Raw genomic sequence first — 22,171 nt, 5'->3', positions numbered from 1 at the left:
CTGAGAGATTCACCCGATGACGGGCTTGCTCCTTCGGCGGGCCATCAAAGGCCACTCTTCGGCGTGTTGCACCCCAACCGGTCCTTTTGCCTGAGAGTGACCGGGGCGGTTGCTCCTTCGGCGACGGACATCCGTTCTCTCCCGGATGGCGTATGATGGCGCCGGATTACGCTGGAACCCGGCCCCACGCAAATGAAATTCCGCATCGTTCGAGCATAAATATCCCCGCCGGAGGCCAGAAGTCTCTTTTTTACGCAACCGCCCCGTCTATGATGGGCCATGCCTGCCTTGTGCCGCGATTGCCTCACCACTTTCGACAGCGAAACCCGCTGTCCCGCCTGCCGGTCACCCCGCGTGACACGGCACCCCGAACTGTTCGACCTCGGCATCGCGCATATGGATTGCGACGCCTTTTATGCTTCGGTCGAAAAGCGCGACAACCCCGATCTGGCCGACAAACCGGTCATCATCGGCGGCGGCAGGCGCGGGGTGGTGTCCACCGCCTGCTATCTGGCGCGGATCAAAGGCGTGAAATCCGCGATGCCGATGTTTCAGGCGCTGAAGCTCTGCCCCGAGGCGGTCGTGATCAAACCGCGCTTTGATGCCTATGTGAAAGCGTCCCGCGCGATCCGCGCGATGATGGATGAACTGACGCCGCAAGTCGAACCTTTGTCACTTGACGAGGCGTTCATGGACCTGCGCGGCACGGCGAAACTGCACCACGCGCCACCTGCGGTCATGCTCGCGCGGCTTATCAAGCGGATGAAGGATGAATTGGGCCTGACCGGATCGATCGGGCTGTCGCATAACAAGTTTCTGGCCAAGGTCGCGTCCGATCTCGAAAAGCCGCGCGGCTTTTCGATCATCGGCAAGGCGGAAACCACCGCATTCCTGCGTCCGAAATCCGTGCGGCTGATCTGGGGGATCGGTCCTGCGGCCCAAGCCAGCCTCGAATCCGCGGGTATCCGCACTTTTGATGATCTGCTGCGCTGGGACAGGCGCGACCTGCACGCGCGATTCGGCAGCACGGGTGAACGGCTTTACGCATTGGCGCGCGGCGAGGACGCCCGCCGGATCAGCCCCAACGCGCCGGTCAAGACGCTGTCGAATGAAACCACCTTTCACGAAAACACGGCCGACCCCGATATTCTGGACGGGCATCTGTGGCGGATGGCCGAAAAGGTCAGCGCGCGCGCCAAGGCGACCGACAAGGCGGGGCGCGTCGTGCAGCTCAAGCTCAAGACCGCCGATTTCAAGCTGGTCTCGAAACGGCAAAGCCTGCATCACCCCACGCAACTGGCCGATACGATCTATCGTGTGGCGCGGGGGCTTTTCGATCAGGTGCCGGGAAAAGGTCCCTACCGTCTGCTGGGGGTCGGCCTGTCCGAGATCACAAGTGCTGCCGATGCCGACCGGACCGGCGACCTGCTCGACCCTGCCGCCGGCCAACGGGCCAAGGCCGAACAGGCCACCGACCTGATCCGGCAGAAATTCGGGTCCGATGCGATCATCAAGGGGCGCGCCTTGCGATGACACGGGCCTTGATCGGTCAGGTGATCTGCGCATAGACTTCGGTCATCGGTCACATTCACAACGGGAGGGCACAAGCTGAGCATGCGTATCATCCGCCGACTTCAGCATGGTCCCCGCTTCGCCCTGTAAATCCGTTTGCAGGGCATGATCTTTCAGGTCTGCCCATAAGCCGCGCTGCGGCAACACATTCCTGTAAAGATATCTTCAATGACACTGATCAATATCAACGCCTTGGGCGTAACCCTTGGTGATGCGCTTTTTTCAAACCTGAACCTGACGATTTCCAAAGGCGACCGTATTGGGCTGGTTGCCGCGAACGGGCGGGGCAAATCCACCTTGATGGGCTGCATCGCAGGCACGTTCGCGCCGACCACCGGCGATATCATCCGCGCGCGCGGCCTGCGGATAGGTCACGTGGCGCAAAACGTGCCCGCGCAGGCGATGGCACAAACGCTTTACGACCATGTCCTTGGCGCCTTGCCACCAGATCAGGCCACCTATGAAAGCTGGCGGGTGGATGTTGTGCTAGACGATCTGATGGTCCCTGTCGCTTTGCATAAACAGCCGTTGCACGCCCTTAGCGGCGGCTGGCAGCGCACGGCGCTTCTGGCGGCGGCGTGGGTCACGCAACCGGACCTGTTGCTGCTGGACGAACCGACCAACCATCTGGACCTTGGCCGCATTGGACAGTTGCAGCATTGGCTCGGCGCGTTGCCCCGCGCCACAGCCGTTGTTGTCATCAGCCATGACCGTGCCTTTCTTGACGCCGTCACCAGCCGGACGCTGTTCTTGCGGGGTGCGGACAGTCGCATCTTCGCACTGCCGTTCAGCCCGGCGCGCCAAGCGCTCTCCGAGGCGGACGCGGCTGACGAACGCAGGTTCACAAATGATCTGGGCAAGGCGCAGCAGCTGCGCAAACAGGCGGCCAAACTGAAAAACATCGGGATCAACTCGGGGTCCGACCTTTTGGTCACCAAAACCAAACAGTTGACCGAACGCGCCGACAAGATGGAAGCCGCCGCAAGGCCCGCGCACCACGAAACGGGTGCGGGGGACATTCGCCTGTCGAACAGCGGCACACATGCCAAGGCGCTTGTGACGCTGAACGATATCGCTGTGGAAACGCCGGACGGGCGCCTGCTCTACCGGACAGGGCAAAAATGGATCACGCAAGGCGACCGGATCGTATTGTTGGGCACCAACGGCACCGGCAAGACACAACTGATCCGCCTGATACATCGCGCGCTTTCGGGCGATGATGTGCCGGTCAGATGCGCGCCAAGCGTTGTGACAGGATATTCCGACCAGCATCTTGGCCAACTGGATGACAGCGACACGCCGCTAAAGGCCGTCGCGGGCAGGTTCGACATCGGCGACCAACGCGCGCGCGGTCTGCTGGCGGGTGCAGGTGTCACTATCCAGATGCAGGACACGCCGATCAGTGCCTTGTCTGGCGGTCAGAAGGCGCGGCTTGCCATGCTGATGCTTCGGTTGCGACAGCCCAACTTCTATCTGTTGGACGAACCCACCAACCATCTTGATATCGAAGGCCAAGAAGCACTGGAGGAGGAACTGACTGCCCATGGGGCGACATGTCTGCTGGTCAGCCATGATCGCAGCTTTTTGCGCAACGTCGGCAACAGGTTCTGGCAGATCATCGGCAAGCGGCTGGTCGAGGTGGATGACGCCGAACCATTCCTGCTCAGCCAGATGAACCAATAGTGCGGATCACTCGGCCGCGACCTGCAGATCGTGAACCCGTCCGATATTGGCCAGATCGGCAATCACGGCTGCCAGCAAGTCGCGGAACGCGTCAAAGCCCGCACTTGGCGTCAGGGACTTTTCATCCATGTAGAGCGCGCGGTCGATCTCGACCTGAATGGCGTGCTGGTTGCGCGACGGGCGGCCATAATGCTGCGTGATATAGGCCCCCGCAAAAGGCATGTTGCGCGCCACTTTCAGCCCCGCCGCGACAAAGGCCGCCTCGACCTGATCAACAACCGCGCCCGAGGCTGTGGCACCGAACCGGTCCCCCAGCACGACATCGGGGCGGCCTGCACCGGCCGGACCCATGTTTTCCAGCGCCTCGTGCGGCATGGAATGGCAGTCGATCAGGATCGCCTCGCCAAAGGTGGTGATGCTCTCATCCAGCAATGTCTGCAAACGGTCATGATAGGGCCGCCAGTATTGTGTGACCCGCAGATGCGCCTCGGCCAGCGTCAGTTTGCCGTGATAGATCTGCCGGCCATTCGCCACCACGCGCGGAATCACGCCCAGACCGCTTGCGATGCGCGGGTTGTGCGCATTGCGGCGCGCCCCTTCGATCAGCGCAGGGTCGAATTCATCCGGCCCGCGGTTCAGATCGAGAAACGCGCGCGGCGCGGTCGCGGTCAGAAAAGGCGCGCCATGCAATGGCACAGTATCGAACAACAGATCGACGAACGCGTCCTCGGACGACCGGATTTCCTGTGCATCCAGCACTGCACGGCGCAGAAATGCCGCAGGATAGTCGCGCCCGCTGTGCGGCGAGGCGAAAACGACACTGGTCGTGCGGCCCTCTGGCAGGGCAAGTTGATAAGGCGCTGGCAGCAATGAAACACTCCTTCACAAGACCAAGCTAGCGCATTTATGGAAATGAGCAAAAGCCCTTGATCCCCGTTCCGACTCCTTTTATAGACCGCACGACTGACGCGGTTCATGGCCGCGTCCTATTACTTTGTAGGACGCATCAGACCGCCGACGGCATGGATGATTAGCTCAGCGGTAGAGCACTTCGTTGACATCGAAGGGGTCACTGGTTCGATCCCAGTATCGTCCACCATGATTTCGCGGGCCATTCCGGCCTCAATGCAACCCAAGGCGCAATCCGCGCGCCGCGACATGAAGGACACGCACCATGAAGGTCCGTAACTCCCTCCGCTCGCTCAAGCAGCGCCATCGCGATTGCCGCGTCGTGCGCCGCAAGGGCCGCGTCTATGTGATCAACAAGACGCAACGCCGGTTCAAGGCCCGTCAGGGCTAAGACCTGCGACAGCAGCAGATCGAAAAAGGTCGTATCCTTCGGGGTGCGGCCTTTTTCTTTGCCGAATTGCCAGAAAAAAGTGCGGCCCTGCATTCATGAACACTGGTCAAGTATGGGAAATGTGCATTAACGTCGCGGCAGTTTTGGTCTGATTGTCGCATAGGAAATCACATGGCGCGTAAATCTCTCATGAAAACAACAGCAATGTCCGTGGTCTTGCTGGGCATTGCCGCACCTGCGTTCGCGCAGGATATCTGCGGCGGTGCAGGCACCGGCGGTCAGTGGATCGGCGGGAACGAAGCGTCATCGGATATTTCCGCTGCCGACAATTTCCGCGAACAGATGGCGCTGGTGCTGGGCGGCAATGATTACGTCGCCCTGTTCAGCCTGTCCGAAACCACCGATGTCCGGCTCGAGGCCGCGGGGCGCGGGGCGGGTGATCCGATGATCGACCTGCTGGGTGCGGACGGGGCGCTGATCTTGTCGGACGACGATTCCGGCGGCAATGCCGCATCGCGCGCCGAGACGACCCTTGCTGCGGGCACCTATTGCATGGCGATGCGCAGCTATGACGGCGGGCCGATGACCGCATTTGTCCGTATCGGGCGGCAGGAACACGAAGCGCTGACCACGGGGATCAACATCATGGGTGATCCCGGCATCAGTGGCAGCTGTTCCGAGGCGGTGCCGATTGGCCCCTTGGGAACCAGCGTCAGTGGGTCCGCCTTCGACGATCCTTACTGGAGCTTCACGCTGGACGAACCCACCGCGATCACCATCACCGCTGTGAACGAATCTGCCGATCCGGTGATCACGTTGTATGATGCTGCCGAAAATTACATTGCCGAAAATGACGATTACGACGGGTTGAATTCGCGCATCGACATGACGCAACCGCTGGCCGCGGGAACCTATTGCATCAACGTCACCGCCTTGTCCGATGACACGTTGCCCATTACCTTGACCGTCAGCGCGTACGACCCGCAGGCCGCCCTGCTGGCCATCTACAACCGCGGAGAGGCCGCGCCGCCGCTTGACGGCACCGTGCCTGTGACCGACCTTGGAACGATCGGCACCCGCATCCGGCAGGATGTCAGCGCCAGTTCAAGCGCATCTTGGTTCACGGTCGATGTCGACGCGCCCGGCCTGCTGATGCTGGAAGCCATCGGCAATGCCAGCGCCGACCCCGTTCTCGTGATCTATGACGATCTTGGCCGCGAGGTTGGCCGGAACGACGATTATGGCAACGGGCTCGACAGCCTGATCGCGGCACGGGTGGATGCCGGAACCTATGTCATCGGCGTCTGGAAATACGGCGAAGGTCTGGGCCTGATCCGTCTGCTGATCGAACGCTACGTGCCAGCCCAGTAAACCGTTCGGGCGTCAGCGCCCGAACGTATCCGCCAACAGGCGTGCCAGCGTCGGCTGATCCAGATAGCCGGTCGCTGGCAGCCCGCTGCGGGCCTGATAGCGACCGATTGCGCTGCGCGTGTCCCGGTCAAAACGGCCATCGACAGCGCCGGGGTCAAACCCCATCTGGTCCAGCCTGCTTTCGATCAGCCGCCCCATCACGGGATTGATGTTCAACGCCGCCTCACGTGCGCGGGCCTCGTCATTGCCTGCATCGTCACGGGCGTCGTCGCTATCGGCTTCCCGCGCCAGCGCAGCATTGGCCTGATCGGCAAACAACCCTTCGGGATAGCGGTTCAGATAGGCACGGTATCCGGCCGGTGTGCCGCGCGCGCCGGTTTCTTCCCAATAGGCGCGATCAAGCCGTTCGGCTTCGGCGCGGGCCTGCGCATCGGCGGCGTCACGTTCCGCTTGACGGCGGCTGGCTTGCGCGTCGATCCGGCTGATCTGTTCGGTGGTCAGATAGGAGGTTTGCGCAAAACCATTGATCTGTTGCCAGTTGCGGATCGCACGGCGGGTGCCTTGGCCAAAAATCCCGTCCACCCCGCGCGTGTCATAGTCCAGCAAGGTCAGGTTGCTTTGGATCGCGCGGCGCTGGTCACGGGTCAGGGCCAGCGCCGTTTCGGTTTGTTCGGCAAGAAGGATCGGGTCGTTTTCGATCTGGTCCAAGCGGCGGCGCGCCTCGGCGGCATAGGGGCTGTCAGGAAAGCCAAGCAGGAACACGCGGTAGGCATCCGCAGTATTCGCTATCTGCGCATCCTCCCAGAACGGCAGTGAGGTGTCGTTGGGACGCGTGGTTGGGGCCACGACAGCCACATCCGCCTGCATCACAAGGCTGCGGGGCTGATAGCCCAGCACCTGCACCGCGCGGGTGTTGCGCGCGAATTCCATCACATCCGCCCCCTGCACCGCCACCGCATCGGTCACGATGTTATCGGCGACATTTGGTGGGCCATAAAGAACGGTCACACCCTGCGGCACGTCCAGACTACCCAGACCCTGCCGCAGATAGGGGTCGATCTGGCTGGTGTCACTGATATCCAGCCCCAGTACCAGCACCGCGCGCCCCGGTGTCCGGGCCAGCACGGCCATCACCGAATCGATCGACACCGCGTTGTCGAGCGTGAACAGGCTGGGCTGCGCCGGTGCATCAGACGCCAGCAGCCATGTCCGCTGTCCATCAGTCACGAACCGCCCCGACAGTCCCACGACCAGCCTGTCCGCATCAGCCGCGTCAGCAGCCAGCCGATCAAGCAGGCGGCGCATATCGGCAGCAGCCCCGTTTTCCAGCGAACTGACCGCATAACCCGCGTTGCGCAGCGCGCTGATCCCCACGACGATATCGGTGCCACCCGCGACGCGGCGGAATTCCTCATAGCGGTCCACGCCCATCAACAGGGCGGCATCATCGGCCAAAAGCGGGGCCGCACAAAGGGCAAACGCAGTGGAAAGCATCAATCGGCGCATGGGGGGTATTCCTTGTCGTCAGGTTTCATAGGTGCGGCGATCCTCGATCACGAGCCCGTCGCGCGGCAGGGTGCCAGGGGCGCAACAGATCACGTCGCCTTTCAGTTTCAGAATATCGACAACAGCCGTGGCGATAGCGGCAGGATCAAGCCCTTCGCCTTCGACATGGACCTGCATCGTATCGGCATCGCCACTCCGGTCGGCAATCACGCGGGCGCGTGCGGCCCCCACCTTGGCCACAAGGGCGGCCACCTGTTCGGGACGCACGAACATGCCCTTGATCTTGGCCGTCTGGTCGGCGCGGCCCATCCAGCCTTTGATGCGCATATTGGTGCGCCCGCAGGGGCTGGTGCCGGGCATCGCGGCGCTCATGTCGCCGGTGGCGAAACGGATCAGCGGGTAATCGGGGTTCAGCGATGTAACCACGACCTCGCCCACATCGCCGGGGGCGACGGGATCGCCGGTGCCGGGGGTGACGATTTCAACGATCACGCCTTCATCAACGATCATGCCTTCGGCCGCAGCCGTTTCATAGGCGATATGGCCCAGATCGGCGGTGGCATAGCATTGCATACAGGCGATGCCACGGTCGGCGTAATACTGGCGCAGCTGCGGAAACAGCGCACCGCCCGAGACAGCGGCCTTGGTGATCTTGAGCGCGACACCCATCTCGTCCGCCTTCTCGAGGATCACCTTGAGGTAATCGGGCGTGCCGGCATAGGCGGTGGTGCCGATATCTGCAGCAGCACGGACCTGTAATTCGGTCTGGCCGGTGCCCGCAGGCAAGATCGCGGCACCCACGGCGCGCGCGCCATTCTCGAACATCGTGCCCGCAGGGGTCAGGTGATAGCCAAAACAGTTCTGCACGATATCGCCCGCACCGATCCCGCAGGCATGCAGGAACCGGCCGAAGCGCCACCAGTCATGCGACGACCCGCCCGGTTCATAGATCGGGCCGGGCGACTGGAACACATGGGTCATGTTGGACACGTGCAGCCCGCCAAAGGGCGGCTGCGCCTTTTGCCAATTGCCAAGGTCGGATTTGCGCAGGACCGGAAACTTTGCCAGATCCGTCATCGACGTGACCACGACATCGGGCAGGCAGGCCCCCGGCATCGCGCGCACCCGCGCAATCTGCGCGCGCAAAGCGTCAAGCTGGGCTGCAGCGCGGGCCTGAGGCGTGCGTGTTTCCAGATCGTCGAAATAGGTCGTCATCAGTGTCTCCTGTCCACATCCATGCAGCGACGTGGATAGGGGCAGGTCTGACCCTGCACGCACTGCTATTCAATAGCGCCCCATCAGACGGGCGCGGGCATCATGCCAACCAGCGCTTGCGCCGCCGGTAGCTGCGCACGTCGCGAAAGGATTTGCGCCCCTCATCCGACATGCCCAGATAGAATTCCTTCACATCGGGGTTTTCGCGCAATTCGGCGGCGGGGCCTTCCATCACGACGCGCCCGCTTTCAAGGATATAGCCCTGATGCGCGAACCGCAGGGCGACGTTGGTATTCTGTTCGGCAAGCAGAAAGGACACGCCTTCGCGCTCGTTAAGGTTCTTCACGATGGTGAAAATCTCCTCCACCAGCTGCGGCGCAAGACCCATCGACGGCTCGTCCAGCAGGATCGTCTCGGGCCGCGACATCAGCGCGCGCCCGATGGCGCACATCTGCTGTTCACCGCCGGAGGTATAGCCCGCCTGACTTTTGCGCCGCTCTTTCAGGCGCGGAAAATAGGTATAGACCATGTCAAGATCAGCCGCGACCGCCGCCCCGCCGTCGCGGCGGGTATAGGCGCCGGTCAGCAGGTTTTCCTCGACCGTCAGATGTTCGAAACAATGCCGGCCTTCCATGACCTGCACGACACCCTTCTTGACCAAGGCCTCGGGTGACAGGTGATGCACAGGCTCGCCGCGATAGATGACTGATCCTTTCGTCACCTCGCCGCGTTCGGAATGCAAAAGGTTGGATATCGCCTTGAGCGTGGTCGTCTTGCCCGCACCATTGCCACCCAAAAGCGCGGTGATCCCACCTTTGGGCACATTCAGCGAGACGCCCTTCAGCACCAGAATGACGTGATTGTAGATCACCTCGATATTGTTGACCTCAAGCAGGGTCTCTTTGGTGTCGGCCATCGCTGTCTCCATGTGAAACGGACGGCCCAAAGGCCGTCCGTGGTGATGTGTTTACAGACAGCCGGGGGTGATCCCGCTTTCGGCGGCGAAGGCGGCGGAATCCTCGGCCACCAGTGGCGCGATGACCGATGTGTCAGGCGAGATGAACCCGGTCAGCGGCTCCCAAACACCGGCAGAGGCATTCCACTGCTGCACAAGGCCCTGCCCTGTGCCGCCATGGTTCTGGCAGGTGACCGCAAATTCCGGCCCGATGCCTTCCATGCCCAGTTCGGTCATGCGGGCGGCGGTGATCTCCAGCGCTTCCATCCCGTCACGCACCATCGCGGGTGTCACATCGGCGACACCGTGGATTTCCTGCGCCTTGGCGATGGCTTCGGCGGCCAGCATCGCGGCATACATGCCCCGCACGTAAAGCACGGACCCCAGATGCGATCCGTCACCGGCCGCATTGCCTGCGTCATGCACAAGGCTCTGGATTTCCGCCAGCACCGGATAGTCGATCACAGGGTTCATGTTCAGCGATTTATAGCCGTTCGCCGCCATGCCCGCAGGCGTCACGTCATGTTCGGCACCCGCCCACCAGTTGCCGATGAAGTTTTCCATCGGGAAACCGATATTCGCGGCTTCCTGCACAGCGACCTGGTTCATCACGCCCCAGCCCCACATCAGGACATAATCGGGCCGTTCGCGCCTGATTTGCAGCCATTGCGATTTCTGCTCCTGTCCGGGATGGTCCACGGCCAGTTGCGTCAGGGTGAACCCGTGCATCGCCGACAGTTCCTCGAGCGTGCGGATCGGTTCCTTGCCGTAGGCGGAGTTGTGGTAAACCAGCGCGATGGTCTTGCCGTCCAGCGACCCGCCGTTTTCATCCAGCAGATAGTTCACGGCAACTGACGCGGCATCCCAATAGTTCGCAGGATAGTTGAACACCCAGTTGAACACCTCGCCATTGGCGGCGGATGTGCGGCCATAGCCCATCGTGTGCAGCGGGATATTGTCGGCCGTGGTGCGCGGGATCAACTGATAGGTGATGCCCGTAGACAAAGGTTGATAGATCAACGCGCCTTCGCCCTTGGTTGCCTCATAGCATTCCACACCGCGTTCGGTGTTATAGGCGGTTTCGCATTCGATCACGCGGACAGCCTCTCCGCCGATGCCGCCGTCACGGGCGTTAAGCAGCGCAAAGTAGTCCTGATACCCGTCCGAAAACGGCACGCCGCCCGCCGCATAAGGGCCGGTGCGATAGCTCAGATCCGGAATGACCAGATCGGCCATAGCGGTCCCTGCGGTCATCGATCCGGCAAGTGCCATGGCGGCCAGTGTCTTCATCTTCATCGGTTTCTCCTCCCAATGGTTAAGATTGCTGATGCCGGGGTGTGCCCCGATCCGTGTTGTTAATAGGGGAACGGCCAAAGCCGCAGCTTCTCCTTGGCAAGCCGCCACAACTGGGCAAGGCCGTGCGGTTCCTTGATCAGAAAGAACATGATGAGCGCGCCCACGATCACCAGTTGCAGATGGGCGACCAGATCGGTGGGCCAGCCCAGCAGATCGACCCCGATCACCTTCAGCGCAACAGGCAGCAGCACCAGAAACGCCGCCCCCGCGAAACTGCCGAACAGCGACCCCAGCCCGCCGATGATGATCATGAACAGCACAAGGAAGGATTTCTGGATACCGAACGCCTCGCCCACCTCGACCGCGCCCAGATAGACGGCAAAGAACAGCGCGCCGGATATGCCGATAAAGAACGACGATACCGCAAAGGCCGTCAGCTTGGCTTTCAGCGGGTTCACCCCGATGATCTCGGCCGCGATATCCATGTCGCGGATCGCCATCCATGACCGCCCGATCGTGCCGCGCGTCAGGTTGCGCGCGATGAGCGCGCAGACCGTCAGGAACACCAGACAGATCATATACTGCGCCCAAGGTGCCGTATGCGGCCCCGTCACCGCCACACCCGCGACAAAGCGTTCGGGTGCCGTGATCTGGCCCGATGCCGAATAATTGTAAAACCAGCTGACCTTGTTGAACATCCAGACAAGGAAAAACTGCGCCGCCAGCGTCGCCACCGCCAGATAGAACCCCTTGATCCGCAGGCTGGGCAGGCCAAAGGCCGCGCCGACCGCGGCCGTGATCCCGCCCGCCAGAATGATGTGAATGACGATGGACACATCGGGAAAGGAGGTCATCAGCTTGTAGCAGGCATAGGCCCCCACAGCCATGAACCCGCCCGTGCCCAGACTGACCTGCCCGCAATAGCCTGTCAGGATATTCAGGCCGATCGCGGCAATCGCATAGATCAGGAACGGCACCAGAATGGCATTCGCCCAATAGGCATTGACGAAAAACGGCACCACGCAAAAGGCAATGACCAGCACGGCCCAATACCGCCAGCGGTCAAAGGCGATGGGAAAGGTCTGGCTGTCCGCCTGATAGGATGTCTTGAAATCGCCTGCCTCACGATAAAGCATGGATCATCCCCTTTTCATCGTTCGAGCCCAAATATCCCCGCCGGAGGCCAAAAAGTTCTTTTGAAACGCTGGCTGCATCACACACGTTCGATGATCCTTTCGCCAAACAGCCCCTGTGGGCGGAACACGAGGAAAACCAGCGCCAACATATAGGCGAACCAGTTTTCCGTGGCGCCGCCCAGATAAGGCGCACCAATGGTGTATTCGAACAGCTTTTCCCCGACCCCGATGATCATGCCACCCACGATGGCCCCCGGGATCGATGTGAACCCGCCCAACATCAGCACCGGCAGAGCCTTGAGCGCGATCAACGACAGCGAAAACTGCACGCCCGATTTCGCACCCCACATGATCCCCGCAACAAGCGCGACGATCCCTGCCAGCGACCAGACCAGCACCCAGATATAGCTCAGTGAAATGCCGACGCTCAGCGCTGCCTGATGATCATCCGCGACTGCCCGCATCGCGCGGCCCTGCTTGGTATATTGCGCAAAGGCGACCAGCCCCGCCACCAGCACCAACGCCACAAGGGTTGCGACCATATCCAGCTTGTCGATGAAGAAGCCGTAGAAGTCGTCGCCGCCCAGCCCGCTCGTCATCTCCTCGACCCAGATCGACCCACCCTGCGGCAGGCCCAGCGCCAATGTGCGGATGCTCGACCCCCACATCAGATCGCCCACACCTTCAAGGAAATAGGCGAGGCCGATGGTCGCCATGAACAGGATGATCGGCTCTTGCCCGACCAGATGGCGGAACACGAAATGCTGCACCGCCCAGGCAAAGGCGATCATGACCAGCACGGTCATGAAAATCGCAAGGATCGCGGGCACCTGCCAGCCGAAATGGTGGATATTCGTGCCGAAGACCGCGTTGATCAGATGCGCGAAAGGCACCTGCCCTTCCATGATCCCGACCAGCGTCAGTGCGGCAAACAGCGCCATCACCCCTTGGGCAAAGTTGAAGATGCCCGAGGCCTTGAAGATCAGCACGAAGCCCAGCGCTACCAGCGCATAAAGCACGCCCGCCATCAGCCCGTTGATGACGACTTCGATGCCATAAAGAAAATCAGCGGACATGGCGTGCCTCCCCGCCCCGGGCCTGACCCGGGGCCTCTTGCAAATGATGGTCGAGGTCCCGGATCAAGTCCGGGACGGCGACCGGCAGCACAGATCCCGGATCATGTCCGGGATGATTTCGCTGTGCAAAATCACTCATGCGCCACCCCCAGATAGGCGTCGATCACCTCTTGATTGTTGCGCACCTCGTCGGGGGTGCCGTCGCCGATCTTGCGGCCGTAATCCATCACGACCACGCGGTCGGACAGGTCCATGACCACGCCCATGTCATGTTCGATCAGCGCAATCGTCGTGCCGAATTCGTCGTTCACATCCAGAATAAAGCGGCTCATGTCCTCTTTCTCCTCGACGTTCATGCCGGCCATGGGTTCATCCAGAAGCAAAAGTTTGGGTTCAGCCGCCAGCGCACGCGCCAGTTCCACCCGTTTTTTCAACCCGTAAGGCAGACGGCCCACGGGGGTCTTGCGGATCGCCTGAATCTCCAGAAAGTCGATGATCTTTTCCACGACTTCCCGATTGGCGACCTCTTCAGCCTCAGCGCGGCCTTTCCAGATCGCCTGCGCCAGCAGTCCGGTTTTCATATGCGTCAGCCGTCCGGTCATGATGTTGTCGAGCACGCTCATCCCCTCGAACAGCGCGATGTTCTGGAACGTGCGCGCGATGCCAAGGCGGGCCACCTGATAGGGTTTCATCGGCTTGCGCTTTTCGCCGCGAAACCAGACCTCGCCGTCCTGCGGGTGATAGAACCCCGAGATCACGTTCAGCATCGAGGATTTGCCCGCGCCATTCGGCCCGATGATCGCGCGGATTTCGCCCTCGCGGATGTCGAAAGAGATGTTCTTGATCGCCTCTACCCCGCCAAACCGCAGGGTGATGCCGCGCATGTCCATCAGCACGCCACCGATCTGGCGGCCATCCGCAGTCACATAGGGTGCAACACCGTCCATCATTCTGCCGCCACCTTGTGTTGTTCCGCCGCGACCTCTGCGTCGCAGATCACCAGCGTCGCCTTGATCTTGCCTTTGCGGCCATCCTCATAGGTGACTTCGGTTTCGGTGTAGATTTCGGGCACCCCGCCATAGAGCGCTGCGATCAGGTCGTGGAATTTTTCCTCCACGATCCGGCGGCGGACCTTGCGGGTGCGGGTCATCTCGCCGTCGTCCGCATCCAGTTCCTTGTGCAGCACCAGAAAGCGATGCACCTGACAGCCCGCCAGCATCGGGTCGGCAGCGACAGAGCGGTTCACCTCGGACACATGGCCAAGGATCATGTCGAGCACGCGGCTGTGCTGCGACAATTCCTGATAGCTGGAATAGGCTATGTTGTTGCGTTCCGCCCAATTGCCCACCGCCGTCAGGTCGATGTTGATGAAAGCGGTGCAATAGTCGCGGTTTGCGCCGAATACGACGGCTTCGAGGATATTGGGATAGAACTTCAGCTTGTTCTCGACGTATTTGGGCGCGAATAGCCGCCCGTCCGCCATTTTCCCCACATCCTTGGCACGGTCGATGATCCGCAGATGGCCGGTGCCATCCTCGATGAACCCCGCATCGCCTGTGGCGACCCAGCCTTCGGCATCCTTGGTCGATGCGGTACTTTCGGGGTTCTTGTAATACTCGACGAACACGCCGGGGCTGCGATAGAACACTTCACCATTCTCGGCGATGCGCAGTTCCACGCCGGGGCTGGGGACACCCACGGTATCGGACCGCACTTCGCCATCGGGTTGCTGGGTGATGAACACGGTCGCTTCGGTCTGGCCGTAAAGCTGTTTGAGGTTGATACCCAGCGCGCGGTAGAAATCGAAAATCTCGGGCCCGATCGCCTCGCCCGCGGTATAGCCCACACGCACGCGACTGAGGCCGAGCGTGTTCTTCAGCGGCCCGATCACCAGAAGCTTTGCGAGTATGTAGTTCAACCGGTCAAAGGCGCTGACCGGCTTGCCATCCAGCAAAAGTGGGCCGACCCTGCGCCCCACGGCCATATAACGGTGGAACAACCATTTCTTGAATCGCCCCGCATCTTCCATGCGGATCATCACATTGGTCAGTTGCTGTTCGAACACGCGCGGCGGGGCGAAGAAATAGGTCGGCCCGATCTCGCGCAGGTCCAGCTGCATCGTATCGGCACTTTCGGGGCAATTGACGCAGAATCCGGTCCACATCGCCTGCCCCACCGAAAAGATGAAATCCCCGACCCAAGCCATCGGCAGATAGGCCAGCACCTCGTCATCGGCACGCAAATGGTCGAATTCGGCAGAGTTCTTGGAGGTCTCGATGACATTGCGGTTCGACAGCACCACGCCTTTGGGCCGCCCCGTCGTTCCTGACGTATAAAGCATCACGCAGGTGTCGTCATAGGTCCGCGCGGCGCTGCGCGCGTTGACCTGATCCAGCAGACCCGACGCGCGCCCCGCCTTTTGCACATCGGCATAGCTGGTCATCGCGGCATGGTCGTATTTGCGCAAACCCCGCCCGTCGAGATAGATCACATGCTCAAGCTGGGTCAGCCCGTCGCGGACATCGGCGATCTTGTCCACCTGCTCCTGATCACCCACCACCGCAAAGCGCGCGCCGCAATGGTCGAGCGCATAGGCGATCTCCTCGGCCGCGGCTTCGGCGTAAAGCGGGACGGGGATGCAGCCGATCCGCTGTGCCGCGACCATCGCCCAATAGAGCGCGGGACGGTTGCGCCCCGAAACCGCGACATGGTCGCCCACATCCGCGCCCAAGCTCAGCAAGCCCATCGCCAGCGCGTCAATCTGTTCGGCCGCCTGCGCCCAAGTCCAGCTTTGCCAGATGCCGAATTCCTTTTCGCGATACGCGGGCTTTGTCCCATGGCGCGCCACGTTGCGGGCCAGAAGGTCAGGAATAGTCACAGGGCCGCCGTCAGCGGGTGCATGCATCTTGATGATCCTCCCTTTGGGCGGTTTTCCCGCCCATGGCAGCGAGTCGCCTCCTCGCAACGCGCTGCCTTGGGGTTGATCTTGCGGGCCGCAGGACCATCCGTCAAATCATTTTTTGAACGGGCGTTCAGTTAATGGTTTGGCGCCGCTAGCGACCACCAACTGCAACGCGCGGCATGTCAACTACAAGTGACAGCTTCGAGCCCAACTTGACGGATGCTGCACATTGCACGAGTGTTTGAAAATCTATGAAAGAGCCGCCAGCCTTTGTGGTTCAGTTGTTATTGAAGGACGCGAACATGAGCTACGACCTATTGGTTTTTGACCCAGCAGTGGCACCACGTGGGCGGACAGAATTTATGATTTGGTATAATCAGCTCGTAAAGTGGAATGAGGACAGAGACTACAACTCACCGGTGGGCGTAACGGGCAATCTGCGTGAATTCTATGAAGTGATGCGTAAAGAATTTCCACCGATGAATGGTCCTGACGCCTATGATTTTGATCAACCAAGCCCGCCACTTCTGGAATCCAAGCCGAAGGGCTTTTTGTCAAAAATATTCGGCTCAAAAGCTCTGAGTTCTTCTCCTCCACCAGCGTTCAATGAAGCCTTAGTCACTGATTATTGCATCGCGGGTAATGCCATCTACATTGCGTTTGCTTGGTCGGTCTCAGATCTGGCTTACAACCGCGTGTTCAATACAGCTTTGACGACCGGTGTCGGTTTTTTCAATGTCAGCGCTGACAGCGGTGAAATATTACATGATCTTACTCAATTTGAACACTTTATGGGGCTATGATTTAGTCAGTTTGGCACACATCTAGCTGGGCAGTTTGCTCTCAAAGCGGTCCTTATCTGAATTTCAATGAAGGTCGGGAAAGTCCCGCATAGCTGACATCCAACCTCCGGCAATCACCTTGCAGGGCTACTCCGGCTGACCGCTACTCCGCCGCGACCTCGCTTTGCGCTTTCTCCACCCTGACGGCGGCAAACTTGAATTCGGGGATCTTACCATAGGGGTCGATCGCGGGATTGGTCAGGATATTCGCTGCCGCCTCGACATAGGCAAAGGGGACAAAGACCATGTCGGGGGCGACCGCGCGGTCGGACCGCGCCATGATGTCGATGCTGCCGCGCCGTGTCGTCAGGCGCACCATCCCGCCCGGCTCCACGCCCAGCCTGCGCAGGGTCGCGGGATGCAGCGAACAATTCGCCTCGGGTTCGACCGCGTCCAGCACGCGCGACCGCCGTGTCATCGAGCCGGTGTGCCAATGTTCGAGCTGGCGTCCCGTGGTCATGATCATCGGGTAGTCGGCATCAGGCGTCTCGTCCGGCGCGATCACGCTGGCGGGGGTGAATTTGGCGCGGCCATTCTCGCGCGGGAAACCATCGGCAAAGACAATCGGCTGGCCCGGATCATCGGGCGTGAGCGACGGATAGGTCACCGCACTTTGCGCTTCGAGCCGGTCCCAAGTGATATTGTTGAGCGACGCCATAACTTGGGTCATTTCGCCGAACACCTCGGACGGATGCGCATAGGTCCATGGCAGGCCCAGCCGTTTGGCCAGTTCCACGGTGATCCACCAATCCTCGCGCGCGTGGCCGGGGGGCGGCACGGCGGGGCGGCCCATCTGGACCTGCCGGTTGGTGTTGGTCACCGTGCCGGTCTTTTCGGCAAAGGCGCTGGCGGGCAGGATCACATCGGCGAAATTGGCGGTTTCGGTGATGAAGATGTCCTGCACGACCAGATGCGACAGCTTGGCAAGGGCCGCACGTGCATGATCCACATCGGGGTCCGACATGGCGGGGTTTTCGCCGAGGATATACATACCGTGGATGTCGCCATCATGCACGGCATCCAGAATCTCGGTCACGGTCAGGCCCTTGGTGGCGTCGATCTCGCCGTGCTGCCACACCTCCTGAAACGCGGTGCGCACGCCCTGGTCGCCGACGGGCTGGTAATCGGGCAAAAACATCGGGATCATGCCTGCATCCGACGCGCCCTGCACGTTGTTCTGCCCGCGAAGCGGATGCAAGCCGGACCCCGGACGTCCTACCTGCCCTGTCATCAGCGCCAGCGAAATCAGGCAGCGCGCGTTGTCGGTGCCGTGGATATGCTGGCTGACGCCCATGCCCCAGAAAATCATCGCAGCCTTCGCACCGGCAAAGGTGCGCGCCACATCGCGGAGCGTTTCGGCATCGATCCCGCAGATGCCGGCCATCTTTTCTGGGCTGAAATCGGCCAGATGCGCCTTCTCGGCTTCCCAATTCTCGGTATAGGCGGCGATATATTGCTGGTCGTAAAGCTGTTCCTCGACGATCACATGCATGATCGCGTTCAGCATCGACACATCGGCACCGGGACGGAATTGCAGCATATGCGAGGCATGCCGTTTCAACGCCTGCCCGCGCGGGTCCATCACGATCAGCTTGCCGCCGCGTTTGGCGAATTGCTTGAAATAGGTCGCGGCAACGGGGTGGTTTTCGATCGGGTTGGCGCCGATGACGATGGCGACATCGGAATGTTCAATCTGGTTGAAGGTCGCGGTCACGGCACCGGAGCCGACATTTTCCATCAAGGCCGCCACCGATGACGCATGGCAAAGCCGCGTGCAGTGGTCGACGTTGTTGTGGCCGAACCCCTGCCGGATCAGTTTCTGGAACAGATAGGCCTCTTCATTGGTGCATTTGGCCGAGCCGAAGCCCGCCACGCCCTTGCCGCCAATCGCGCTCAGGCCGTTGGCCGCGGCATCCAGTGCTTCGTCCCATGTCGCCTCGCGGAAATGGGTCTGCCAGTTGCCGGGATCGACGTTCAGCCCCTTGGCGGGCGCATCGGCGCGGCGGATCAGCGGTTTGGTCAGGCGGTGCGGATGATGGATATAGTCGAACCCGAACCGCCCCTTGACGCATAGCCGCCCTTCGTTCGCAGGGCCGTTGATGCCTTCGACGAACTTGACCTTATTGTCCTTGATCTTGAGGCTGACCTGACACCCCACACCGCAGAACGGGCAGACACTGGCGACCTCGCGGTCAAAATCGCGGGTATCGCCCTGCTGGTTTTCATCGGTCACCGTCGCGGGCAGCAGCGCCCCTGTCGGGCAGGCCTGCACACATTCGCCGCAGGCTACGCAGGACGATCCCCCCATCGGGTCATCCATGTCGAACACCGGATAGGCGGTGCCACCGCGCCCCGCCATGCCGATCACATCATTGACCTGCACTTCGCGGCAGGCCCGCACGCAAAGCCCGCATTGGATACAGGCATCAAGGTTCACCGACATCGCGACATGGCTGTCATCCAGCAGCGGAATATGCTCGGCCTTGGCGGGAAAGCGGCTGACAGCCACACCTTGCGCGTCGGCCATGTCCCACAGATGGCTGGACCGGTCATGCGCCACAGCCTGCGCTGGCTGGTCGGCGACCAGCAGTTCCATCACCATGCGCCGCGCCTGCACCTCGCGCGGTTGGTTGGTGGTCACGACCATGCCGTCGCGCGGTTCGCGGATGCAGGATGCGGCCAGCGTGCGTTCACCTTCGATGGCGACCATGCAGGCGCGGCAGTTACCGTCGGACCGATAGCCGGGGGCGGGTTTGTGGCAAAGATGCGGGATCACCAGACCGCGCCCGTTCGCCACCTCCCAGATCGTCTGGCCGGGGGCGGCGGTGACGGTTGCGCCATCAAGGGTAAAGGTGATCGGGTCGGACATCAGGCATCTCCGCTGCGCTTTGGCAGAATAGACCACGGGCTTTGCCGCACGGAAAGGTCAGGCGCGACCGCCAGCGGTGCTTTTGCGCCATGCGCCGTTCCGATAGGCGACAGCCGTTTCGCCTAGCGGCCCAGCGCGGTCGTGACGGTCGCCAGATTGGCGCGGATTTCGGGAATACCGGGGGCCAGTGCCTGCGCCTGCCGCAAGGCGCTGCGGGCGCCGCGCAGATCGCCTTGCGCATAACGCGCGTTGCCCAAGCCGAAAAGCCACAGCCAGTTGTCGGGCCAGCGGTCCGCACCCGTATGATACAAAGTTTCTGCGGCCTCTGGCTGACCGGCCCGCTCCAGCGCCGCCGCCGCCGACAAGACCGCCGTCTGCCCCACGCTGACAGGCAGGCGATCCGGCGGCAAAACGACCAGCCCCCAATAGTCACCGCGCCGCCACGTCCGTTCGAACACGGCGAAAGGCATGACCATTAGGTCCGCTTGGCCGGAGTTCAGATAGACCTCGTCACGGTCGAAATCATAGCCCGTCACAACGCCATAGTGCCAAACAGGGGCGACCCCGAGGCCAAGGTTCTGGAATACGATCACCGGATGACCAGCGGCAACCTCGGCCAGTAATTGATCGAATGTGCGGATCTCGACGGCGAGTTGCCCCAGCCTGCGGCTGCTGCCGATCATGTCTGCGGTATAAGTACCACCCGCACCGGGGCTGAAGGCAAGCGCCGCAACCTGTTCTTGCGTCACATCCGAGCCCGCCCATTGCATCACCATCGCGATAGAGGCGGGTCCGCAAAAAAACGCCTCTTGCCGGATCAAGGGCACGCCTGCGATCTCTGCACGGGTCGGGACATCGACCGTCAGCCGCGCGTCAGGGTCGAAGGGTGCGGCGCAGGCGGCCAGAAAGGCCAGCGCGCCTGCCAGAAAGGCCGTTAGCGGACGCAACGGGTAAAGCTGAACACCCTTGTGAAGCACAGGAAATCGGTGACCAGCAGGATGATGAAGACGGTGAACAACGTGCCCACGATATCGGCACCCGCGCTGTCGTTTTCCATCTGCGTCAGGATCGTCGCAATCTCTGCGTCGGACAATGCGGCCAGACGCGCCTCTGCCTCGGCGGGGTCGATACCAAGGTCGATGATCTGGTCGCGGACCTCGGCGCGCTGCAGTTCACCAAGCAGCAGGTCGCGGTCGGCCATCGCGGCATAACGGGCGATCGCATCTTCGGTCCCCAGCATCTGCGCCTGCGCCAGCGTCGCAGTCTGCGTGGCCAACAGCAGTTGGGCCGACAGCAGGATGGCCAAACTTTTGCGGGAAAGGTCGAAAACACCCATCGTCACTGCTCCTTGATTGCAATCATCACCGGAGTTTCCAGCAAAACCGGCCAGCGCGCAACCATGTCCTGCAACGCTTTCACAGGTCAGAGGAACATGCTCATGTTGTTGATCAGGAAGATGCGCAGGATCTCCAGACCCACCAACACCACGATGGGCGACAGGTCGATCCCGCCCATGTTGGGCAGCATCCGCCGGATCGGGCCATAGATCGGCTCCAGCACGCGTTCCAGCGTGTACCACACCTGCCCTACAAATTGCTGGCGGACGTTCAGCACCTCGAACCGGATCAGCCAGCTCATGATGAAATGGGCGATGACAAAAAATCGCACGACGCCGATGATCAAAAGCAATGCCTGGATGATGGTAAGCATGGAAGAAACGCCCTTTGGAATGTGTGGCACTGACCTAAGCGTTCTGGCCTTGTCCGGCAAGCCCATGGTTGCCCCAAGGTCAAAGTTGACGTTTACGTCAGCTATGCCCATCTCGGGAGCATCCAGAGAGGCATTGCATGTATCCCGTCATCCGCACCATGAAAGAACTGTTCGTCAACCGGCGCAGGCCCGCGCTTGGGCCGATGGACGCGCATGTGTCGTGGCACCGCTGCTGGCCGCAGGATATCGATGTTTATCTCGAGATGAACAACGGGCGCATCCTGACGATCATGGATCTGGGCCGCACGGGGCTGGGTATCCGCACCGGGCTTGTAGCCGCTTTGCAGCGCAATGGCTGGGGGCTGACGATGGCAGGTGCGTCAGTGCGCTATCGCAAGCGGATCAGGCCCTTCACACGGTTCCGCATGGTCAGCAAATGCATCGGCTGGGATGACAAATTCATGTATCTCGACCAGTCGATCTGGATCGGACAGGAGTGCGCGGTACAGATCCTTTACCGCTCTGCGGCGACGGACAGGAACGGGATCGTCAAACCGGAACGGCTGCTGGCGGAAATGGGCATGAGCGATCCGCAACCGCGCCTGCCCGACTGGGTGCAAGGCTGGATCGACGCCGACCGCACACGCCCATGGCCCCCTGTCGATCACGGCGCGCATCCCTAAACCTTGTCTTGCCAGCGACATGATTTGCAGTGTCTAGTCCCTGAAAAGGGATGCA

General features: G+C 61.2%; 19 protein-coding genes, 1 tRNA gene and 1 riboswitch. Of the genes, 7 read left to right on the top strand and 13 right to left on the bottom strand.

Annotation, left to right across the window (positions count from 1 at the left end):
* Positions 1–68 precede the first annotated feature (68 nt).
* A riboswitch (glycine riboswitch) is annotated at positions 69–154 on the bottom strand.
* Between the two features lie 125 nt (positions 155–279).
* The gene (locus tag VCK47_RS11590; protein WP_322891253.1) at positions 280–1,533 is read left to right on the top strand and encodes a DNA polymerase IV; all 1,254 of its coding nucleotides are present in this window, start codon (positions 280–282) and stop codon (positions 1,531–1,533) included.
* A 207-nt stretch (positions 1,534–1,740) separates the two neighbouring features.
* Entirely contained in the window at positions 1,741–3,255 is a 1,515-nt protein-coding gene (locus tag VCK47_RS11585; protein ID WP_322891252.1) for an ABC-F family ATP-binding cassette domain-containing protein, read from the top strand.
* Positions 3,256–3,261: 6 nt separating this feature from the next.
* Here VCK47_RS11585 and VCK47_RS11580 read toward each other — a convergent pair whose 3' ends face one another.
* Complete coding sequence (locus tag VCK47_RS11580; protein WP_322891251.1) at positions 3,262–4,125, bottom strand: N-formylglutamate amidohydrolase; 864 nt, start codon at positions 4,123–4,125, stop codon at positions 3,262–3,264.
* 154 nt (positions 4,126–4,279) lie between these two features.
* Between VCK47_RS11580 and VCK47_RS11575 the strand changes: the two genes are divergently transcribed.
* The 3 genes from VCK47_RS11575 to VCK47_RS11565 all read left to right on the top strand — a co-directional run bounded on the left by VCK47_RS11575 (position 4,280) and on the right by VCK47_RS11565 (position 5,926).
* Positions 4,280–4,354: transfer RNA gene (locus VCK47_RS11575), tRNA-Val, on the top strand.
* A 75-nt stretch (positions 4,355–4,429) separates the two neighbouring features.
* Positions 4,430–4,555, top strand: coding sequence for a type B 50S ribosomal protein L36 (gene ykgO, locus VCK47_RS11570; protein ID WP_010141322.1), 126 nt, complete (start codon positions 4,430–4,432; stop codon positions 4,553–4,555).
* A 171-nt stretch (positions 4,556–4,726) separates the two neighbouring features.
* On the top strand, positions 4,727–5,926 hold the full coding sequence (locus tag VCK47_RS11565) for a PPC domain-containing protein (RefSeq protein WP_322891250.1): 1,200 nt from the start codon (positions 4,727–4,729) through the stop codon (positions 5,924–5,926).
* 12 nt (positions 5,927–5,938) lie between these two features.
* Here the strand turns inward: VCK47_RS11565 and VCK47_RS11560 are convergent, their stop codons facing one another.
* The 8 genes from VCK47_RS11560 to VCK47_RS11525 all read right to left on the bottom strand — a co-directional run bounded on the left by VCK47_RS11560 (position 5,939) and on the right by VCK47_RS11525 (position 16,015).
* Entirely contained in the window at positions 5,939–7,432 is a 1,494-nt protein-coding gene (locus VCK47_RS11560; RefSeq protein WP_322891249.1) for a peptidoglycan-binding domain-containing protein, read from the bottom strand.
* Positions 7,433–7,450: 18 nt separating this feature from the next.
* On the bottom strand, positions 7,451–8,647 hold the full coding sequence (locus VCK47_RS11555; RefSeq protein ID WP_322891248.1) for a phenylacetate--CoA ligase family protein: 1,197 nt from the start codon (positions 8,645–8,647) through the stop codon (positions 7,451–7,453).
* 100 nt (positions 8,648–8,747) lie between these two features.
* Positions 8,748–9,563, bottom strand: coding sequence for an ABC transporter ATP-binding protein (locus VCK47_RS11550; protein WP_322891247.1), 816 nt, complete (start codon positions 9,561–9,563; stop codon positions 8,748–8,750).
* A gap of 51 nt (positions 9,564–9,614) precedes the next feature.
* A complete protein-coding gene (locus tag VCK47_RS11545; protein ID WP_322891246.1) occupies positions 9,615–10,898 on the bottom strand; it encodes an ABC transporter substrate-binding protein in 1,284 nt (427 codons plus the stop codon).
* Between the two features lie 59 nt (positions 10,899–10,957).
* Positions 10,958–12,034, bottom strand: coding sequence for a branched-chain amino acid ABC transporter permease (locus VCK47_RS11540; RefSeq protein ID WP_322891245.1), 1,077 nt, complete (start codon positions 12,032–12,034; stop codon positions 10,958–10,960).
* A gap of 77 nt (positions 12,035–12,111) precedes the next feature.
* Positions 12,112–13,110 carry a branched-chain amino acid ABC transporter permease gene (locus VCK47_RS11535; protein ID WP_322891244.1) on the bottom strand — a complete coding sequence of 333 codons (999 nt, stop codon included), beginning with the start codon at positions 13,108–13,110 and terminating at the stop codon, positions 12,112–12,114.
* A 131-nt stretch (positions 13,111–13,241) separates the two neighbouring features.
* On the bottom strand, positions 13,242–14,060 hold the full coding sequence (locus VCK47_RS11530) for an ABC transporter ATP-binding protein (RefSeq protein WP_322891243.1): 819 nt from the start codon (positions 14,058–14,060) through the stop codon (positions 13,242–13,244).
* On the bottom strand, positions 14,057–16,015 hold the full coding sequence (locus VCK47_RS11525; RefSeq protein ID WP_322891242.1) for an AMP-binding protein: 1,959 nt from the start codon (positions 16,013–16,015) through the stop codon (positions 14,057–14,059). Before VCK47_RS11525 ends, VCK47_RS11530 begins: the two co-directional genes overlap by 4 nt.
* 299 nt (positions 16,016–16,314) lie before the next feature.
* Here VCK47_RS11525 and VCK47_RS11520 point away from each other — a divergent pair, with 299 nt between their 5' ends.
* Positions 16,315–16,815, top strand: a complete 501-nt coding sequence (locus VCK47_RS11520) for a hypothetical protein (protein ID WP_322891241.1) — start codon at positions 16,315–16,317, stop codon at positions 16,813–16,815.
* A gap of 142 nt (positions 16,816–16,957) precedes the next feature.
* Here the strand turns inward: VCK47_RS11520 and fdhF are convergent, their stop codons facing one another.
* From fdhF to VCK47_RS11500, 4 genes are all read right to left on the bottom strand, one after another.
* Positions 16,958–19,723, bottom strand: coding sequence for a formate dehydrogenase subunit alpha (gene fdhF, locus VCK47_RS11515; RefSeq protein WP_322891240.1), 2,766 nt, complete (start codon positions 19,721–19,723; stop codon positions 16,958–16,960).
* 122 nt (positions 19,724–19,845) lie between these two features.
* A complete protein-coding gene (locus tag VCK47_RS11510) occupies positions 19,846–20,670 on the bottom strand; it encodes a PA2778 family cysteine peptidase (RefSeq protein ID WP_322891239.1) in 825 nt (274 codons plus the stop codon).
* Complete coding sequence (locus VCK47_RS11505; RefSeq protein WP_322891238.1) at positions 20,658–21,059, bottom strand: PA2779 family protein; 402 nt, start codon at positions 21,057–21,059, stop codon at positions 20,658–20,660. Before VCK47_RS11505 ends, VCK47_RS11510 begins: the two co-directional genes overlap by 13 nt.
* A gap of 86 nt (positions 21,060–21,145) precedes the next feature.
* Positions 21,146–21,433: a YggT family protein gene (locus tag VCK47_RS11500; RefSeq protein WP_322891237.1), complete on the bottom strand. Its 288-nt coding sequence runs from the start codon at positions 21,431–21,433 to the stop codon at positions 21,146–21,148.
* 137 nt (positions 21,434–21,570) lie between these two features.
* Here VCK47_RS11500 and VCK47_RS11495 point away from each other — a divergent pair, with 137 nt between their 5' ends.
* A complete protein-coding gene (locus VCK47_RS11495; RefSeq protein ID WP_322891236.1) occupies positions 21,571–22,116 on the top strand; it encodes an acyl-CoA thioesterase in 546 nt (181 codons plus the stop codon).
* Positions 22,117–22,171: the final 55 nt, after the last annotated feature.

It is taken from the genome of Yoonia sp. 72, from assembly GCF_034652275.1.
GTDB lineage: Bacteria > Pseudomonadota > Alphaproteobacteria > Rhodobacterales > Rhodobacteraceae > Yoonia.
The sequence above is the reverse complement of the archived record's forward strand: the minus strand, read 5'-3'. Positions and strand labels throughout refer to the sequence as shown.

Coding starts and splice junctions, on each gene's coding strand:
- VCK47_RS11590 (WP_322891253.1), top strand. CDS start 280: ATGCCTGCCTTGTGCCGCGATTGCCTCACCACTTTCGACAGCGAAACC.
- VCK47_RS11585 (WP_322891252.1), top strand. CDS start 1,741: ATGACACTGATCAATATCAACGCCTTGGGCGTAACCCTTGGTGATGCG.
- ykgO (WP_010141322.1), top strand. CDS start 4,430: ATGAAGGTCCGTAACTCCCTCCGCTCGCTCAAGCAGCGCCATCGCGAT.
- VCK47_RS11565 (WP_322891250.1), top strand. CDS start 4,727: ATGGCGCGTAAATCTCTCATGAAAACAACAGCAATGTCCGTGGTCTTG.
- VCK47_RS11560 (WP_322891249.1), bottom strand. CDS start 7,432: ATGCGCCGATTGATGCTTTCCACTGCGTTTGCCCTTTGTGCGGCCCCG.
- VCK47_RS11555 (WP_322891248.1), bottom strand. CDS start 8,647: ATGACGACCTATTTCGACGATCTGGAAACACGCACGCCTCAGGCCCGC.
- VCK47_RS11550 (WP_322891247.1), bottom strand. CDS start 9,563: ATGGCCGACACCAAAGAGACCCTGCTTGAGGTCAACAATATCGAGGTG.
- VCK47_RS11545 (WP_322891246.1), bottom strand. CDS start 10,898: ATGAAGATGAAGACACTGGCCGCCATGGCACTTGCCGGATCGATGACC.
- VCK47_RS11540 (WP_322891245.1), bottom strand. CDS start 12,034: ATGCTTTATCGTGAGGCAGGCGATTTCAAGACATCCTATCAGGCGGAC.
- VCK47_RS11535 (WP_322891244.1), bottom strand. CDS start 13,110: ATGTCCGCTGATTTTCTTTATGGCATCGAAGTCGTCATCAACGGGCTG.
- VCK47_RS11530 (WP_322891243.1), bottom strand. CDS start 14,060: ATGATGGACGGTGTTGCACCCTATGTGACTGCGGATGGCCGCCAGATC.
- VCK47_RS11525 (WP_322891242.1), bottom strand. CDS start 16,015: ATGCATGCACCCGCTGACGGCGGCCCTGTGACTATTCCTGACCTTCTG.
- VCK47_RS11520 (WP_322891241.1), top strand. CDS start 16,315: ATGAGCTACGACCTATTGGTTTTTGACCCAGCAGTGGCACCACGTGGG.
- fdhF (WP_322891240.1), bottom strand. CDS start 19,723: ATGTCCGACCCGATCACCTTTACCCTTGATGGCGCAACCGTCACCGCC.
- VCK47_RS11505 (WP_322891238.1), bottom strand. CDS start 21,059: ATGGGTGTTTTCGACCTTTCCCGCAAAAGTTTGGCCATCCTGCTGTCG.
- VCK47_RS11500 (WP_322891237.1), bottom strand. CDS start 21,433: ATGCTTACCATCATCCAGGCATTGCTTTTGATCATCGGCGTCGTGCGA.
- VCK47_RS11495 (WP_322891236.1), top strand. CDS start 21,571: ATGTATCCCGTCATCCGCACCATGAAAGAACTGTTCGTCAACCGGCGC.